General features: G+C 65.7%; 14 protein-coding genes. 10 read left to right on the top strand and 4 right to left on the bottom strand.

Annotated elements, in window-relative coordinates; translation table 11 throughout:
- Window positions 1-34: 34 nt before the first annotated feature.
- Window positions 35-349, bottom strand: a complete 315-nt coding sequence (locus ACO06X_RS02655; RefSeq protein WP_298173513.1) for a PilZ domain-containing protein — start codon at window positions 347-349, stop codon at window positions 35-37.
- 91 nt (window positions 350-440) lie between these two features.
- On the opposite strand from ACO06X_RS02655, the gene maiA reads away from it, so the two are divergent.
- Together maiA and ACO06X_RS02645 are read left to right on the top strand one after the other, a co-directional pair.
- Window positions 441-1112 carry a maleylacetoacetate isomerase gene (gene maiA / locus ACO06X_RS02650; RefSeq protein WP_421838458.1) on the top strand — a complete coding sequence of 224 codons (672 nt, stop codon included), beginning with the start codon at window positions 441-443 and terminating at the stop codon, window positions 1110-1112.
- A gap of 35 nt (window positions 1113-1147) precedes the next feature.
- Window positions 1148-2386 carry a dipeptidase gene (locus tag ACO06X_RS02645; protein WP_421838457.1) on the top strand — a complete coding sequence of 413 codons (1239 nt, stop codon included), beginning with the start codon at window positions 1148-1150 and terminating at the stop codon, window positions 2384-2386.
- A 60-nt stretch (window positions 2387-2446) separates the two neighbouring features.
- Here the strand turns inward: ACO06X_RS02645 and ACO06X_RS02640 are convergent, their stop codons facing one another.
- Entirely contained in the window at window positions 2447-3922 is a 1476-nt protein-coding gene (locus tag ACO06X_RS02640) for an exopolyphosphatase (protein WP_421838456.1), read from the bottom strand.
- 4 nt (window positions 3923-3926) lie between these two features.
- Window positions 3927-6125 (bottom strand): RNA degradosome polyphosphate kinase, encoded by a 2199-nt coding sequence (locus ACO06X_RS02635; protein WP_421838455.1) that lies wholly within the window; start codon window positions 6123-6125, stop codon window positions 3927-3929.
- A 458-nt stretch (window positions 6126-6583) separates the two neighbouring features.
- Here ACO06X_RS02635 and ACO06X_RS02630 point away from each other — a divergent pair, with 458 nt between their 5' ends.
- The 6 genes from ACO06X_RS02630 (at window position 6584) to ACO06X_RS02605 (ending at window position 13079) form a co-directional block, all read left to right on the top strand.
- Window positions 6584-7639, top strand: coding sequence for a sulfate ABC transporter substrate-binding protein (locus tag ACO06X_RS02630; RefSeq protein ID WP_421838454.1), 1056 nt, complete (start codon window positions 6584-6586; stop codon window positions 7637-7639).
- 12 nt (window positions 7640-7651) lie between these two features.
- Window positions 7652-8494, top strand: a complete 843-nt coding sequence (gene cysT, locus ACO06X_RS02625; RefSeq protein ID WP_421838453.1) for a sulfate ABC transporter permease subunit CysT — start codon at window positions 7652-7654, stop codon at window positions 8492-8494.
- A complete protein-coding gene (gene cysW, locus ACO06X_RS02620; RefSeq protein ID WP_421838452.1) occupies window positions 8491-9327 on the top strand; it encodes a sulfate ABC transporter permease subunit CysW in 837 nt (278 codons plus the stop codon). The genes cysT and cysW overlap by 4 nt, the downstream gene beginning before the upstream one ends.
- A complete protein-coding gene (locus ACO06X_RS02615) occupies window positions 9324-10328 on the top strand; it encodes a sulfate/molybdate ABC transporter ATP-binding protein (protein ID WP_421838451.1) in 1005 nt (334 codons plus the stop codon). Before cysW ends, ACO06X_RS02615 begins: the two co-directional genes overlap by 4 nt.
- The gene (locus ACO06X_RS02610) at window positions 10325-10510 is read left to right on the top strand and encodes a YezD family protein (RefSeq protein ID WP_298166984.1); all 186 of its coding nucleotides are present in this window, start codon (window positions 10325-10327) and stop codon (window positions 10508-10510) included. Before ACO06X_RS02615 ends, ACO06X_RS02610 begins: the two co-directional genes overlap by 4 nt.
- 82 nt (window positions 10511-10592) lie before the next feature.
- Window positions 10593-13079 carry a TonB-dependent receptor gene (locus tag ACO06X_RS02605; protein ID WP_421838450.1) on the top strand — a complete coding sequence of 829 codons (2487 nt, stop codon included), beginning with the start codon at window positions 10593-10595 and terminating at the stop codon, window positions 13077-13079.
- A 178-nt stretch (window positions 13080-13257) separates the two neighbouring features.
- Here ACO06X_RS02605 and ACO06X_RS02600 read toward each other — a convergent pair whose 3' ends face one another.
- Window positions 13258-14094 carry an AIM24 family protein gene (locus tag ACO06X_RS02600; protein ID WP_421838449.1) on the bottom strand — a complete coding sequence of 279 codons (837 nt, stop codon included), beginning with the start codon at window positions 14092-14094 and terminating at the stop codon, window positions 13258-13260.
- 289 nt (window positions 14095-14383) lie between these two features.
- Here ACO06X_RS02600 and ahpC point away from each other — a divergent pair, with 289 nt between their 5' ends.
- Both ahpC and ahpF read left to right on the top strand, forming a co-directional pair.
- Window positions 14384-14947: an alkyl hydroperoxide reductase subunit C gene (gene ahpC / locus ACO06X_RS02595; protein WP_298166977.1), complete on the top strand. Its 564-nt coding sequence runs from the start codon at window positions 14384-14386 to the stop codon at window positions 14945-14947.
- A 215-nt stretch (window positions 14948-15162) separates the two neighbouring features.
- Complete coding sequence (gene ahpF / locus ACO06X_RS02590; protein WP_421838448.1) at window positions 15163-16719, top strand: alkyl hydroperoxide reductase subunit F; 1557 nt, start codon at window positions 15163-15165, stop codon at window positions 16717-16719.
- Window positions 16720-16754: the final 35 nt, after the last annotated feature.

Below are 16754 nucleotides of genomic sequence, written 5' to 3'. Positions count from 1 at the left end.
CCGCCTCATCCGAACCGCAGGTTCGGATCATAAATCAGTGCATGTGCCCGGCGACAATCGCATCAAACACAGCCTCGTGCAGCGGCTCGATGAAGGCGCATCCCGCCTCGAAGCGGTCGACCCAGACAACCTTGGCCTGGCGCGGTGGCAGGCCGGGGAGGGTGATCCACACGCTTTCGCCCACGCGCAGCCGCTCCATGCCGGCAAGGCGCAGGCCGTGGCACGAAAGATCAAGGATCTGCGCTGCGAGCCGCACGATCGAGCGCCGATACTGCACGCGCACCATCAGCGGGCGGCGCTCTGACTGGCGCTCCTGCTGTGGACGTTGCTCGGGCAGTTCGGCGGCCATGCTTGCTCCCGGTGGTCTGTCCGGAATGACGGACGCTCTCTATATACATCCACAATGACTACTTTTCCTTTAACCCGATGGAAATGATGACATGCGGCGGAATTCCGCGCTATTTGCCGCGGGCATGGAACTTGTCCTCCACACCTACTGGCGCTCTTCTGCCGCATGGCGGGTGCGCATCGTGCTCGCGCTCAAGGGGCTTGCGTGGGACGCTGCGCCGCACGATCTGCGCATCAACGAACAGACCGCGCCCGATTATGTCGCGCGCAATCCGCAGGGCCTGGTGCCGGCGCTCGAAGTGGATGGCGCGGTGCTCACGCAGAGCCTTGCGATCATAGAATACCTCGAGGAACGCTATCCCGAGCCGCCAGTCCTGCCGACAGACCCGCTGGAGCGCGCCCGCATCCGCGCGTTCGCGATGGCCATAGCCTGCGATATCCACCCGGTGCAGAACTTGCGCGTGCTGCGCATGCTGCGCTCGCGCGGGCTCGATTCTGCGACGGTCGATGGTTGGGCGCGCGAAGTGATGGAGAGCGGGCTCGCGGCCTGCTCGCGCCTGATCGAGGACCGCAGCGGCCCGTTCTGCTTCGATGCGGCGATCACGCTGGCCGATGTCGTCCTGATCCCGCAGTTGGCCAATGCTCGCCGCTTCGGCGCGCGGACCGACTATCCCCGGCTGGAAGCGATCGAAGCCGCCGCGCTTGCGCATCCCGCCTTTGCCGCCGCGCGGCCCGATGCGCAGGGTGATGCCGATCCCGCCTGATTGACATTCGCGGCGGCAGCGCGAAGGTTGCTCACATGCAAACCCGAACGCTCCTGCTCGCCGCTTCCGCCGCATTGGCACTCATCGCCGCCGGCCCCGCCAATAGCGCGCCGAAAAAGGCTGCGGACCCTGCCGGTGCGCTCCAGCAGCGGCTGCTGACGCTTGACACCCACCTCGATACGCCCGCCTCCCTCGCACTTCCCGGCTGGTCGATCATGGATGCGCACAAGGTGGCGCAGGATTACACGCAGGTCGATCTGCCGCGCATGAAGCAGGGCGGGCTCGATGGCGGGTTCTGGGCGATCTATACCCCGCAAGGGCCGCTCGACGCGGAATCTACCCGCAAGGCGCGCGATTTTGCGCTGATGCGCGGCGTGGCGATCCGCGAAATGGTCGCCGCCCACCCCGAAAGCTTCGCGCTCGCCAGCAAGGCCGCCGATGCCGCCGCGAACAAGGCGAGCGGCAAGCGCGTGGTCTACCTCTCGATCGAGAATGCCTGGCCGCTCGGCGATGATCCCACGCTTCTGCGCAGCTTCTACGCAATGGGCGTGCGCATTGCGGGCTTTGCGCATTTCCGCACCAACCAGTTCGCTGATAGCTCGACCGACAAGGCCAAGTGGGATGGGCTCAGCCCGCTCGGTGTCCAGTTGCTTGCCGAAATGAACCGCCTCGGTGTCGTCCCCGATCTGTCGCACAGCTCCGACCGCGCGCTCGATGATGCGCTGCGCCTCTCGAAGGCGCCGCTGGTGCTTACGCATTCGGGCTGCAAGGCGGTGTTCGATCACCCGCGCAACATCGATGATGCGCATCTCAAGGCACTCGCTGCGGCCGGAGGGGTCATCCAGATCAACTCGGTCTATGTGAAGGGCCTCAAGCAAAGCGCGGAGCGCGAGGCCGCGATGAAGGCGCTCGAGGAAAAGTACCCCGAAGACCGCAAGCTCACCACCGCCGAGCGCCAGTCCATGCTCACCGAGCGCCATGCCATTGACGCGAAGTACCCGGAACTGCGCGCCACCTTCGAGGACGTGATGGCCAATCTCCTCCACGCCTTGCAGGTCGCGGGTGTCGATCATGTCGGCATCGGGCTCGATTGGGACGGCGGCGGCGGCGTGACGGGGCTGGAAGATATCGCCGACTTGCCGAAGATCACCAAGGCGCTGCTCGCCGCCGGCTACAGCGAGGCCGATGTCGCCAAGATCTGGTCGGGCAATGTCCTGCGCGTTCTTGCAGCCGCCGAGGCGGAGGCGGCGAAGGAGCAGGCTGCCGGAACGTGAGTTGACGACCAAACCCCGCTCACCCTCAGTTTGTCGAAGGGTGGTGGTGAGCCTGGGGCGCTAGCGCACCTGCGCCTTCAGCCCGAGATGCGCGGCGAGCGTCTTGAGATCACGCTCCACGCCTTCGTTCACCAGCACCGCGATCTGCGGCTGCACAGCGAGCACCAGCGCGCTGCCTTCAACGCGCAGTGCGCTGCCGCTGATCCCTTGCGCGGTATTGCCGCTGAAACGCCGGCACAGCCGCGTCGCGAGCCCCCAGGCCTGCGCCTCGCGCAGCTGCTCGGGGGATGCCAGCAGGCCAAGATCTGCCGGCAGGTCCGAGCGCCCGGTATTGGCGATCATCGCGGCCGCCAGCATTGCCCGGTCCGCCGGAGACGCCCCGATCCAGCGCTTACGCAGCGCCCATTCGCGCGCAAGGTCGCCGCGCAGGTTCGGCTCGACCATGGCGGTGGCGAGGCACAGCATCGTAGCGGTAAGGCGCAGGTGCTCCGTCCCGGCTGCTGCAGCAGGCAGCCTTGCCGCAGCGGTCCAGCCGGTCACCATCGCGCCAGTACCGGCGGAGATGCCGTAGTCGGTCGCAAAGGCGGCCGCACCCGCGACCAGCGGATCCTGCATCCGCACAGCCGGTGCCATGCGGTCCCACAGCACACCTTCGCGCAGGCCCCAGGATGAAAACACCAACCGCCCCGGCTGCAGCGCGCGGATCAGCACGAAGAGCAGCGCGGCCGTATCGGGCAGCGCGGCAAGGCGCGCGCTTGAAAGCCCGGGCACCGGCAGCAGTGTTTCCGGCTTGCGTTTCCCAAGCGCCTTGGCAAGCGCCTGTGCCTGCGGTGCGGCAATCTCGAAGCCATGCGGATCGTCGATCGGCCAGCCGGACATGGTCATGGCATGCCGCGCAAAGGCGCGCAGCGATCCGCCGACGAGATAGAGCGTCGAACCCGGAGCCGCCCGCCAGTCCGCGCGCTTGAGCATCCTCGCGATGGTCTGCCCGAATGCGCGCTCGCCCCCGGCGCGCAGCCCCGGCAGGCGCAGCGTGCCCAACGGCAGCGACGTACCGTGCCGGCAGCCGTCTGCATCGACATCGACAAGTTCGAGGCTGCCACCGCCGAGATCGCCCACCACGCCCTGTGCGCCCGGAAACGCACCCATCACGCCGTGCGCGCTGGTGATCGCTTCCTCCTCGCCGCTCAGCAGCCGTGGCGAAAGGCCGAGCGCGCGGATCTGGTCGAGGAACTGGGGGCCGTTCACCGCATCGCGTGCCGCCGCCGTCGCCACGACATCGACCTCGGTGATGCCCTTCAGATCGAGCAGCGTGCGATAGCGCGCCAGGCTCGCCAGCGCCGCACCCATCGCGCGTTGGCCCAGCTTGCCGTTTTCGGCCACACCCTTGCCCAGCCGCGCGGTCACTTTCTCGTTGTGCAGTACATCGGGTGCGCGCGCCGGTCCGCCATAGATGACGAGACGCACGGTGTTGGAACCGATGTCGATGATCGCCCGGGTGGGCACATAGGCAGAGTTGCGGGTAAAGCGGGTCATGGCGTTACTGGGGCGGCATTCCGCCACGCCGCAGCGCCAGCTTGGGCACCTTGCGGCCCTTGCTCAGCGCCGCGCCGCGCCCGGAGAGCGAGGGGTTGGTCATGAAATAGCGATGCACGTTGAACGGCGTCTGCCCCGGATCGGCACGATGGTAGGTGCCGTCCGCATCGAGGATCCAGCTTTGCTCGGTATCGAGCAGATTGGCGAGCATGACCTGATCGAGCACCTGATCGTGCACCGTGGGGTTCCTGATTGGCACCAGCACTTCGACCCGGCGGTCGAGATTGCGGGTCATCCCGTCGGCCGAGGAAATGAACACCCGCGCCCGCCGGTTCGGCAGCGGCGCGCCGTTGCCGAAGGCCCAGATGCGGCTGTGCTCAAGGAACCGGCCGATCACCGACTTGACCCGAATTCGCTCCGAAAGCCCCGGCACGCCGGGCCGCAGACAGCAGATGCCGCGCACGATCAGATTGATCTCCACCCCTGCGCTGCTCGCCGCATAGAGCCGGTTGATGAGTTGGCTGTCGGTCAGCGCGTTGAGCTTGGCCCAGATCGATGCGGGCTTGCCGGCCCCGGCCAGCGCGATCTCGCGGTCGATGCATTCATAAAGCTTGCGGCGCACCCCGATGGGCGCGATCGCCAGCATCTCGGTCGCCTTCGGCTCGATATAACCGGTGATGAAGTTGAACAGCAGCCCGGCATCGCGCCCGAACTTGGGGTCTGCGGTGAAGAAGCTGAGGTCGGTGTAGATGCGCGCCGTCACCGGGTGATAGTTGCCCGTGCCGAAGTGGCAGTATGTGCGGTAGCCATCACCCTCGCGCCGCACGACCATCGAGACCTTGGCGTGGGTCTTCCAATCGACGAAGCCGTAGATCACCTGCACGCCCGCGCGTTCGAGTTGGCTGGCCCAGTGGAGGTTCTGCTCCTCGTCAAAGCGCGCCTTGAGTTCGACGACCGCCGTTACCGACTTACCCGCTTCCGCCGCGGCAATCAGCGCCGCGATCACCGCGGACTGTTTGCCCGCGCGGTAAAGCGTCTGCTTGATCGCCACCACGTCCGGATCGGAGGCGGCCTGCCGGAGGAAATCGACCACCACGTCGAAGCTTTCGAACGGGTGATGGATCACGAGGTCCTTGGTGCGGATCGCGGCAAAGCAATCGCCGTCGTGCTCGCGCACGCGTTCGGGATAGCGGGGGATGTAGGGCTCGAACTTCAATTCGGGCCGGTCGGTATCGACGATCACCGAAAGCCCGTTCATCGCCAGCAGCCCGCCCGCCTTGATCACCATGGCATGATCGAGCCGCAGCTTGTCGCGCAGCAGGGCTTCGGCCTCGGGATCGAAGTTTTCCTGAACCTGCAGCAGGATCACCTTGCCGCGCCGCCGCCGCTGGATCGCGGTGCGGAAATAGCGGACGAGATCCTCGGCGTCTTCCTCGACCTCGATGTCGCTGTCGCGCAGCACGCGGAAGGTGCCGTGGCCCTGGATGCGGAAACCGGGGAAGAGCTTGCCCGCACCGCGCAGGATCAGCTCCTCGATGCTGATCCAGCAGGCCGGTTGCCCCGGCATGCGCACGAAGCGCGGCAGCGCGGGGGGCACGAGGATCATCTCGGTCACCGCTTCGCCGTCCGCCAGCCGCGAAAGCGTGAAGAGGATGCCGGTGCCCTGGTTGTTGATGAAGGGGAAGGGGTGCGCCGGATCAATCGCCTGCGGCGTCAATGCCGGGAAGACATGTTCCTCGAAGTAGTGCGCCAGCCAGTCGGACTGCACCTTGTCGAGCTTGCGGTTCCCGACGATGCGGATGCCCGCCGCGTCCAGCTGGCCGGTCAGATCGGCCAGGATCGCCTGCTGCGCGCGCACCAGTTCTTCGACCCCGCGATAGGCCGCGTGCAGCTGCTGGGTCGGCGTGAGGCCATCGATCGAAAGCTCGTCGATCCCCTGCCGGACTTGCGCGGCGAGGCCTGCGACGCGGACCATCATGAATTCGTCGAGATTGCTGCCCGAGATCGAGAGGAAGCGCAGCCGCTCCAGCACCGGATAATTGGGGTTCTGCGCTTCGGCGAGCACGCGGCGGTTGAACGCCAGCCAGCTCAGCTCGCGGTTGAAGTAGCGATAGGCCGGCGGGGCAGGGGCATTTGCTGCACCCTCACCGGCTGGGCTGGTTGCTGCTGCAACGCCGCTTACCGCCGTCTGCGGATCATCCATGGTCCATGCTCTCCCCGATGTCCGCCGGAGTGCGGCGGATCGCGGCGCGGCATGGTGGCCGATTGCGACAGTGCGATGACATGCGCTTGGCATAGCACGAGGCGGGGCGGGACAGGCAAGGGGGGCGCGGGGGTTTTGCCGGACCTTTGCGCGCGCGCCGCGCAGGAACCGCGCGGGGGGTAGGCGCGTTGTAGGAATGAATGTCTACTCATTTCATCGACATTTTGCCTCGCTTGGGCGCGTGCCTATTCTCTACTTTATGAGTTGAGATAACCTGATGCTGGAATTCGGGGGCGAATCGAAAGGTAAGGACGCGCCAGCAGGTCTGTCGGCGCAGCCAAAAGCTTCTCTTTGTCGCCCCCAAGCAGAACTCTAATGTCTATCTTATTTATTGAGTTTAGTGACGACCCGACGCGCTGGGGGCCACCCCGGGGCTGACGCCAACGGGAGTACGAAGCATGACCACTCGCGACACAACCTTTCCCTTTGGCCGCCCCCTTCGCCGACGCGCGGTCTTTGCGGGCGCGTTGGGCCTCGGCCTCATGCTGGCTGGCTGCTCGGGTGGGGGCAGCAAGAACGGCGCAATCGAGTTGACCAACGTCTCCTACGATCCCACGCGCGAGCTCTATCAGGCGATCAATCCGGCCTTTGCCGCGTTCTGGAAACAGAAGACCGGCAAGGACGTCACCTTCCGCATGAGCCATGGCGGCTCGGGCAAGCAGAGCCGCGCGATCATCGACGGGCTTGAGGCCGATGTCGCCACGCTCGCGCTCGCCTATGACATCGACGCCATTTCGGAGAAGGGCAAGCTGCTCCCGGCCGATTGGCAGAAGGCACTGCCTGACAACAGCGCGCCTTACACCTCGACCATCGTGTTCCTCGTGCGCAAGGGCAATCCCAAGGGCGTCAAGGACTGGGGCGACCTTGTGAAGCCCGGTGTCGAAGTGATCACCGCCAATCCCAAGACCGGCGGCGGCGCGCGCTGGAACTTCCTCGCGGCCTGGGCCTATGGCCGAAAGGCGGGCGGCTCCGATGCAGCAGCCGAAGCCTATGTGAAGCAGCTCTTCCAGCACGTGCCCGTACTCGATAGCGGCGCGCGCGGCTCGACCACGACCTTCGTCGAACGCGGCATCGGCGATGTGCTGATCTCATGGGAAAACGAAGCGTTCCTCGCCGAGAAGAAGCTCGGCAAGGGCAAGTTCGAGATCGTCACGCCGTCGCTGTCGATCCTTGCCGAACCGCCGGTTGCGGTGATCAGCGCCAATGCCAAGAAGCACGGCACGAGCGAAGTCGCCGAGGCCTATCTTCGCTATCTCTACACGCCCGAGGCGCAGACCGCGATCGCGCACAACTTCTACCGCCCGCGCGATCCGGCCATCGCGCAGCAGTTCAAGGCGCAGTTCCCCGAGATTCCGATGGTCACCATCGACAAGGATTTCGGCGGCTGGGCCAAGGCGCAGAAGACGTTCTTCGACGATGGCGGCGTGTTCGACCGCATCTACGCCAAGAAGTAGGCGCGCCGCTCCATGTCCGCATCGATCCAGCGCTGGAGGCAGCCGTCCGTGCTGCCCGGCTTCGGCCTCAGCTTCGGCTTCACCCTCGCGTGGCTGACGCTGATTGTCCTGATCCCGCTCGCCACGATCTTCCTCAAGGCCGCCGGCATGGGCTGGGCGGAGTTCGTCGCCGTCGGCTTGAGCCCCCGCGCGATGGCCGCCTATCAGCTGAGCTTCGGCACGGCGGCGATGGCGGGGCTGGTCAACGCGGTGTTCGGCCTCGTCGTTGCCTGGGTGCTCGTGCGCTACAGCTTTCCCGGCAAGCAGGTGGTGAGCGCGCTGGTGGACCTGCCCTTCGCGCTGCCGACCGCCGTTGCCGGCATCGCGCTTACCGCGCTCTATACGCCCGGTGGCTGGATCGGCCAGTATCTGGAGCCGCTCGGCATCAAGGTTGCCTTCACCTGGGTCGGCATTTCGATCGCGCTCGTTTTCATTGGTCTGCCGTTCGTCGTCCGCTCGGTCGAGCCGGTGCTCGCCGATCTTGGCCGCGAGGTCGAGGAAGCCGCCGCAACGCTGGGCGCCACGCGCTGGCAGACCTTTCGCCACGTGATCTTCCCCGCCATCGGCCCCGCTCTGCTCACCGGGTTCGCGCTCGCCTTCGCGCGCGGGGTGGGGGAATACGGCTCGGTGATCTTCATCTCGGGCAACATGCCCGGCCGCACCGAGATCGCGCCTCTGCTGATCGTCACCCAGCTTGAACAATACGCTTATGCCGGCGCCACCGCGATTGCCGTGGTGATGATGCTCGCCTCGTTCGCGGTGCTGCTGCTGATCAACCTGATCCAGGCCGCCAGCCGGCGGAGGATGGGCGCATGAGCATGGCACCCACCACCGAAAGCCCGCTGGCGCGCGCTGCGCTTATCACCCTCGCGCTCGTCTTCCTTGGCTTCTTCCTGCTGCTGCCGCTGCTTGCGGTGTTCAGCGAGGCGCTGGAGCAGGGCATTGGGCCGTTCCTCGATGCGCTGCACACGCCCGATGCGCTTGCCGCCATCCGGCTGACCCTGATCATCGCGGCCATCGCGGTCCCGCTCAACATGGTGTTCGGAGTGGCCGCGAGTTGGGCGATCACCAAGTTCCAGTTCCCCGGCAAGGCACTGCTGATCACGCTGATCGACCTTCCGTTCTCGGTCTCTCCCGTGGTCTCGGGCCTGATCTTCGTGCTCCTGTTTGGCGCCAACGGCCTGTTCGGCGCGTGGCTGGCCGAGCACGATCTCAAGATCATCTTCGCGGTCCCCGGCATCGTTCTGGCGACGGTGTTCATCACGTTCCCGTTCGTCGCGCGTGAGCTCATCCCGCTCATGCTCGAACAGGGCAAGGACGATGAGGAAGCCGCGATCTCCTTGGGCGCTTCGGGCTGGCAGACGTTCTGGCACGTCACCTTGCCCAACATCCGCTGGGGCCTGCTCTACGGCGTGCTGCTGTGCAACGCGCGGGCCATGGGCGAGTTTGGCGCGGTCTCGGTTGTCTCGGGCCATATCCGGGGCGAGACCAACACGATGCCGCTCCATGTCGAGATTCTCTACAACGAGTACGACTTCGTCGGCGCCTTCGCGGTCGCCTCTCTCCTCGCGCTGCTCGCCCTGGTGACGCTCGTCGCCAAGACGGTGCTCGAATGGCGCTTCGGCCTCCATGCAGGAGCACGGCATTGATTCACCTTCGTGGCATCACCAAGCGCTTCGGCGAATATCCGGCGCTGCACGGCATCGATCTCGATGTCGCGCCGGGCGAGTTCATCGCGCTGCTCGGCCCTTCGGGCTCGGGCAAGACGACGCTCCTGCGCATCATCGCCGGGCTCGAGTTTCAGGATGGCGGTACGGTCCAGCTCGGCGGCGAGGATGTCTCGCGCATGCCGGTTGCGGACCGCCATGTCGGCTTCGTGTTCCAGCACTACGCGCTTTTCCGCCACATGACGGTGGCCGACAACGTCGCCTTCGGGCTCAGCGTGCGGCGCGGCAAGCACCGCATGGCCAAGGCCGCCCGGCAGGCGCGCGCCGAGGAGCTGCTGCGCCTTGTCCAGCTGGAAGGCCTCGGCAGCCGCTATCCCGGCCAGCTTTCGGGCGGCCAGCGCCAGCGCGTCGCGCTTGCCCGCGCGCTCGCGATCGAACCGCGTCTGCTGCTGCTCGACGAACCCTTCGGCGCGCTCGATGCCAAGGTTCGCAAGGACCTGCGCCGCTGGCTGCGCGATCTGCACAAGCAGGTGGGGCTCACCTCGATCTTCGTGACGCACGATCAGGAGGAGGCGCTCGAACTCGCCGACCGCGTCGTCGTCATGAACAAGGGCCGCATCGAACAGATCGGCGCGCCCGACGCGGTCTACATGAACCCCGAGACGCCCTTCGTTTCGCACTTCGTGGGCGAAACCAACCGCTTGCCCGCCCAAGGTCTCTCTGGGGGCGGGGAAATCCACTTCCGCCCGCACGAGATCACCCTCGCGGCAGACGGCGCCGAGGCGCTGATCGTCGACAACGTGTTCCGCAAGGGCGCGGTGTGGCGGGCCGAAGGGCTGCTCGCAGGAAGCGGCCAGTTCGTCGAGCTCGATCTGCCGAGCAGCGGCGATGCACCCCGGCTCGGCGAAACGATCCGCTTCAACCCCCACCGCGCGCGCATGTTCACCGCTGATGGAGACCAGATCCAAGGAGAAGCCCGATGACAACACCCAACCAGGCGCCCGGCACCAGCAATGGCGATGCCCAGCGCCACCTCGAGGAAAGCCTCGCCAGCGTGCGCGAGGCGCTCACCGGCCTGCGTTTCGGCACGGTCGCCCTGACCGTGCATGAGGGCCGCGTCGTCCAGATCGACGTGACCGAGAAGAAGCGCCTCAAGCCCAGCTGACCTGATCAACCAACCACCAAGACCTATCACACCGCCCACCGGACCACCGGAGGCATCGTGAGACCCAGACAAAGGATCGACGATGACTTTGCGTGTTCTCCTTCTCGCGGGGGCGGCCATTCTGCCGCTTGCCGCCACTCCGGCGCTTGCCGCCGATACCACTGCCGATACTGTGGCACCGGCTGACCAGACCACCTCGGTCGGCACTGGCCAAAGCGACAACGATACCATCGTGGTCACCGCGCGCCGCCGCGCCGAAACTGCGCAGGATGTGCCGCTCGCGATCTCGGTCGTCGGCGGCGATCACATCGACGCAACCGGCGCGTTCAATGTCGGCCGCCTCCAGCAACTCACCCCGACGCTGCAGTTCACCTCGTCCAACCCGCGCAACACCTCGGTCAATATCCGCGGCCTAGGCGCGCCGCTCGGCCTCACCAATGATGGCATCGAGCAGGGCGTGGGCATCTATGTCGACGACGTCTACATGGCCCGCGTCGCCAGCAGCACGTTCGACTTCCTCGATGTGAAGCAGATCGAAGTGCTGCGCGGGCCGCAGGGCACGCTCTATGGCAAGAACACCACGGCGGGCGCGATCAACATCACCAGCCGCCAGCCCTCGTTCGAACCCGAAGGCCGCATCGAGCTGAGCGCCGGCAATCTCGGCTTCTTCCAGGCCAAGGCCGCCCTCTCCGCGCCGCTGTCCGATACGGTCGCGCTGCGCATCGCCGGCTCGCTCACGGATCGCCGCGGCACGATCTTCAACGTGACCTCGAACCTCAAGGTCAATTCGCAGGACAACCTCGGCCTGCGCGGCCAGCTGCTGTGGAAGCCGTCGAATGGCGTCGAGATCACGCTGGCGGGTGACTACAGCCACCAGAACCCCATCTGCTGCACGCAGGTCTATGTGCGCACCGGCGCCACCCAGCGTCCGCTCAACCGCCAGTATGATGCGCTCGCCGCCGCGTTCAACTACGCCGTGCCGAGTACCAACGCATTCGACCGCGTGACCGACGTCGACAGCCCGCTGCACGCGAAGAACGATATCGGCGGGGTTTCGCTGCGTGCGAAGATCGATACCGGTATCGGCACAATCACCTCGGTCACCGCCTGGCGCTACTGGGATTGGGATCCGTCGAACGACCGTGATTTCCTGGGGCTTCCGATCACCTCGAAATCGAACAATCCCTCGCATCAGGACCAGTATTCGCAGGAACTGCGGCTCTCGGGCGAAACCGGCAAGCTGGGCTATACGCTGGGTGCCTTCGGGTTCTACCAGAAGATCCGCACGCGCGGCATCCAGCAGCAGGGCGCCGCTGCCAGCCGGTGGCTGATTGCCCCCAGCAATGCACTGTCGCGTGATCCGACCGTGCTCGACGGCCTGACTGCGAACAATGACATCAGCTTCAAGAACACCAGCGCCGCGATTTTCGGCAAGATCATCTACAAGCTGACCGACACGGTCTCGATCCAGCCGGGCTTCCGCCTTAACTACGACAAGAAGGAAGGCAGCTATAACTCGGTCGTGACGGATGGTGCGGGCAACACGCTCGTGTTCAAGTCCGACGCGGCGGGCAGGAGCCTCAACACCGCGCGCGAACGGGCGCAGTTGGCCGTGCTGGCCCCGCAGTCGTTCCTCGCCAACTTCAGCGACTGGAACTTCTCGGGCGACGTGACCGCTGCCTGGGATGTCACGCGTGATGTCCACCTCTACGCAACCTACGCGAAGAGCTTCAAGACGGGCGGCATCAACCTCAACGGTGTGCCGGCCGATGCCGTGACCGGCGTGCCGCTGCTCGATCTGGCCACGATCAAGCCGGAATCGGTGAATCACTACGAAGTGGGGATCAAGACCCAGTTCCTTGATCGCAAGGTGACCTTCAACCTCTCCGCCTTCCGCACCGATGTGAGCAACTACCAGTCGCAGGTCTCGAACTTCGCGGTCGGCCTGATCCGGGGCTATCTCGCCAATGCCGACAAGGCGCGGTCGCAGGGCTTCGAGTTCGACGCGTCGTTCCGCCCCAGCGAGCGCTTCAACATCTACGGCAACGGTGCCTACACGGATGCCAAGTTCGTGAAATTCACCAATGCGCCGTGCCCGCCCGAGCTTTCCGGCGGCACTGCCCAGCCGCTCGATGCGAACGGCGTGCCGACTGGCCCGACCGCGCCTGCGGGCACGCCGGGCATCAGCCCCGCGCAATGCGACATTTCGGGCTCGCGCCTTCCGGGCGTCTCGAAGTGGGCGTTTTCCTACGGCGCGGAAGGCAATGTGCCGGTCACGCTGCTGGGCAAGGAAGGCCAGGTCTATCTTGGCTTCGACGGCAGCTACCGGTCGTCGTGGTCATCCAACGCCAGCCCTTCGGCCTATACCAATGTCGATGGCTATGCGCTTTCGAACTTCCGCCTCGGTTTCCGCACCGAGCAGGGGATCGACGTGTTTGGCTGGGTCCGCAACGCGTTCGACGTGAACTACTACGATCAGCTTGCGGTCGCGCCGGGCAATACCGGCCTGATCGTGGGCAATATCGGTGATCCGCGCACCTTCGGCGGCACGGTGAAGGTCACGTTCTGAGGGCCGCAGGCGAGGGGAGGTGCCCGCAGCGCCTCCCTGCATTTCCCGAAATGAAGCGTGTGCTGCTCTGGATTCCCGCCTGCGCGGGAATGACGAGGTTTGTGGGTAGACTCATCTTTACTTTGTCATCCCCGCGCAGGCGGGGATCCAGGGCGGCATCAACCGCCTCCCGCCATGCTCAGTTGTTGCCCTGAATGAAATCCCCCAGCACGCCGAGCGCCGAGCCTTCGCCCCGGTTCTGCCCGCCGCCAGGCATGGCCGCCGCCAGCATCCGTCCGGCAAGGCGCGCGAACGGAAGTGACTGGATCCACACCTTGCCCGGCCCGGTCAGCCGCGCGAAGAACAGGCCCTCGCCGCCGAACAGCACGCTTTTCACCCCGCCCGCACCAATCAGGTCGAAGGTCACGCCCGGCGTATAGGCCGCAAGGCAGCCGGTATCGACGTGGAGTTCCTCGCCCGGCGCCAGCGTGCGTTCGGTGAGCGTTCCGCCCATCTGCACGAAAACCCAGCCATCGCCTTCGAGCTTCTGCATGATGAAGCCTTCGCCGCCGAACAGGCCGGTCATGATCCGGCGCTGGAAGGCGATCCCGATGCTCACCCCGCGCGCGGCGCAGAGGAAGCTGTCCTTCTGGCAGATCAGCGTGCCGCCGAGGTCCGAAAGCTTGAGCGGCAGGATCGCGCCCGGGGTGGGGGAGGCGAAGGCCACGCGCGCCTTGCCATGGCCGGTGTGGGTGAAGACGGTGGTGAACAGGCTCTCGCCCGTCAGCAGGCGCTTGCCCGCTCCCAGAAGCTTGCCCATGAAGCCGCTGCCCTGGTCCGCGCTGCCATCGCCGAAGACGGTGGTCATCTCGATCGAGCTGTCCTTCCACACGAAGGCTCCGGCTTCGGCCACGGCACTTTCGCCGGGGTCGAGTTCGATCTCGACGAATTGCAGTTCCTGCCCCTTGATCTCGAAATCGATATCGTCGGCCACACCAGCGCTTCGCATGTGGTGCCAGGGATTGTTCGATGCCATCGTGGTGGTTCCCTCATCCGGTTGCTGCAAGATGCCGCACCTTAGCCGATCAGCGCGTGGGTGCAGCAGGCTTTATTCCTCCACCAGCTCGGCTCATCGAGCGGCCCAATGCCTGTTGATGGCGACGGCACCGGTAACCATCTTGGGCAGGGAGCAGCGCGCGCCTCATTGATCGATCCAGTCAATCAATCTGCTCAGGATTGATCATTAGCGCCGCGTACCGACTCGCGCTAAATGCGCCCCTGCCATTCACGCGGACCATCCCGGCCCGCCAGAAAGAGGAAAGCTGATGTCCCTGATCAACACCCCGATCAAGCCCTTCGCCAACACGGCCTACAAGGAAGGCAAGTTCGTCGACATCACCGAGGCAGACATCGCCGGCAAGTGGGCGGTGTTCTTCTTCTACCCTGCCGATTTCACCTTCGTCTGCCCGACCGAGCTGGAAGACCTGCAGGACAACTATGCCGAGCTGCAGGGCATGGGCGTCGAAGTGTTCGGCGTCTCGACCGACACGCACTTCAGCCACAAGGCCTGGGCAGATAGCTCGCCGGCCATCGGCAAGATCACCTACTACCTCGTGGGTGACCAGAACCACGCGCTGACCAACGCGTTCGACAACCTGCGCCCCGGCGTCGGCCTGGCTGACCGCGGCACTTTCGTCGTCGATCCGGACGGCGTGATCCAGCTGATCGAGATCACGCCTGAGGGCGTGGGCCGCAACGCGGCTGAACTCGTGCGCAAGATCAAGGCCGCCAAGTACTGGCGCGAGCACCCCGGCCAGGTCTGCCCGGCCAAGTGGGAAGAAGGCGGCGAGACCCTCGCTCCGTCGATCGATCTCGTCGGCAAGATCTAACTGATGACCCTTCGCGAGAGCGCCGGCACTCCCCCCGCACGGCCTCTCGCAACCCGCCGGGCGGCGGTCTTTCCCTCCCCCTCCGCCGCCGCCCGGCCTCGTTTTGCTCGCACATGTCTTCCCCGCGCGCCGGTATTCGCTCCGGCGCGAACGAACCCGCCTGCCTGCTGATTGCCCCCCCTGATTGCCCTGCTGATTTCAAGGAACCTGCGCCCATGTCGCTGCTCGACACCGCCACCACCGCCCAGCTCAAGACCTATCTCGGCAACCTGCGCCGCCCGATCGAGCTCGTCGCCAGCCTTGGCGAGGGCGCAAAGAGCGACGAGATGCGCGGCCTCGTCGAGGAAATCGCGGTCCTTTCGGACAAGGTCACCGCGCGCTTCGACGGCACAGATGTCCGCCGCCCCAGCTTTGCCATCGGCGCCGTGGGTGAAGCACCGCGCGTCACCTTCGCTGGCCTGCCTCTCGGGCACGAGTTCACCTCGCTGATCCTCGCGCTGCTGCACGTTGGCGGCCACCCGCCCAAGGAAGAGGCGGATCTCCTCGAAACCGTGCGCGGTCTTGAAGGCCCGCTGCACTTCGAGACGTTCTTCTCGCTCACCTGCCAGAACTGCCCCGATGTCGTGCAGGCGCTCAACATCATGGCCGCGCTCAATCCGGCCGTCACGCATGTCGCCATCGATGGCGCGCTGTTCCAGGAAGAAGTCGAGCGGCGCAAGATCATGGCTGTGCCGCAGGTGTTCCTGAACGGCGAACTGTTCGGTCAGGGCCGCATGGACCTTGCCCAGATCGTCGCCAAGCTCGATACCGGCGCCGTCGCCCGCGCGGCGGAAAAGATCGCTGCCAAAGATCCGTTCGATGTGCTGATCGTCGGCGGCGGGCCGGCCGGGGCTGCGGCGGCGATCTACGCCGCGCGCAAGGGCATCCGCACCGGTGTCGTCACCGAGCGCTTCGGCGGGCAGGTGCTCGATACTATGGGCATCGAGAACTTCATCTCGGTCCAGCACACCGAAGGCCCGCGTCTTGTCGCGCAGCTGGAGAGCCACGTGAAGGACTACGATGTCGACGTGATGAACCTGCAGAAAGCGGTCGGTCTCAAGCCCGCCAACGGCGATGGCCTCGCCACGGTCGAGCTGGAAAGCGGCGCGAGCCTGCGCGCGAAGACCGTCATCCTCTCCACCGGCGCACGCTGGCGGCAGATCGGCGTGCCGGGCGAGGACGAGTATCGCAACAAGGGCGTCGCTTATTGCCCGCACTGCGATGGCCCGCTCTACAAGGGCAAGCGCACCGCGGTGATCGGTGGCGGCAATTCTGGTGTCGAAGCGGCGATCGACCTTGCCGGCATTGTCGCCCATGTCACGCTGATCGAGTTCGACAGCGAACTGCGCGCCGATGCGGTGCTGCAGACCAAGCTGCGCAGCCTGCCCAATGTCACCGTGATCACCTCGGCGCTCACCACCGAAGTGACCGGCGACGGCGAGAAGGTGACCGGGCTCGTCTACCGCGACCGCAAGACTGACGAAGTCCACACGGTCGAACTCGAAGGGATCTTCGTGCAGATCGGCCTCGTCCCCAACACCGAATGGCTGCACGGCGCGCTTGCCATGACGAACCGGGGCGAGATCGAGATCGACAGCCATCTGGCGACCAGCCTGCCCGGCGTGTTCGCGGCGGGTGACGTCACCACCGTGCCCTTCAAGCAGATCGTGATTGCGATGGGTGAGGGCTCCAAGGCCGCACTTTCGGCCTTCGATTACCTGATCAGACACTGAAGCGCGCCTGCTCGCTGGGTCTCTGCCGACAATCG

This window comes from Novosphingobium sp. (assembly GCF_965229225.1).
Lineage (GTDB): Bacteria > Pseudomonadota > Alphaproteobacteria > Sphingomonadales > Sphingomonadaceae > Novosphingobium.
The sequence above is the reverse complement of the archived record's forward strand: the minus strand, read 5'-3'. Positions and strand labels throughout refer to the sequence as shown.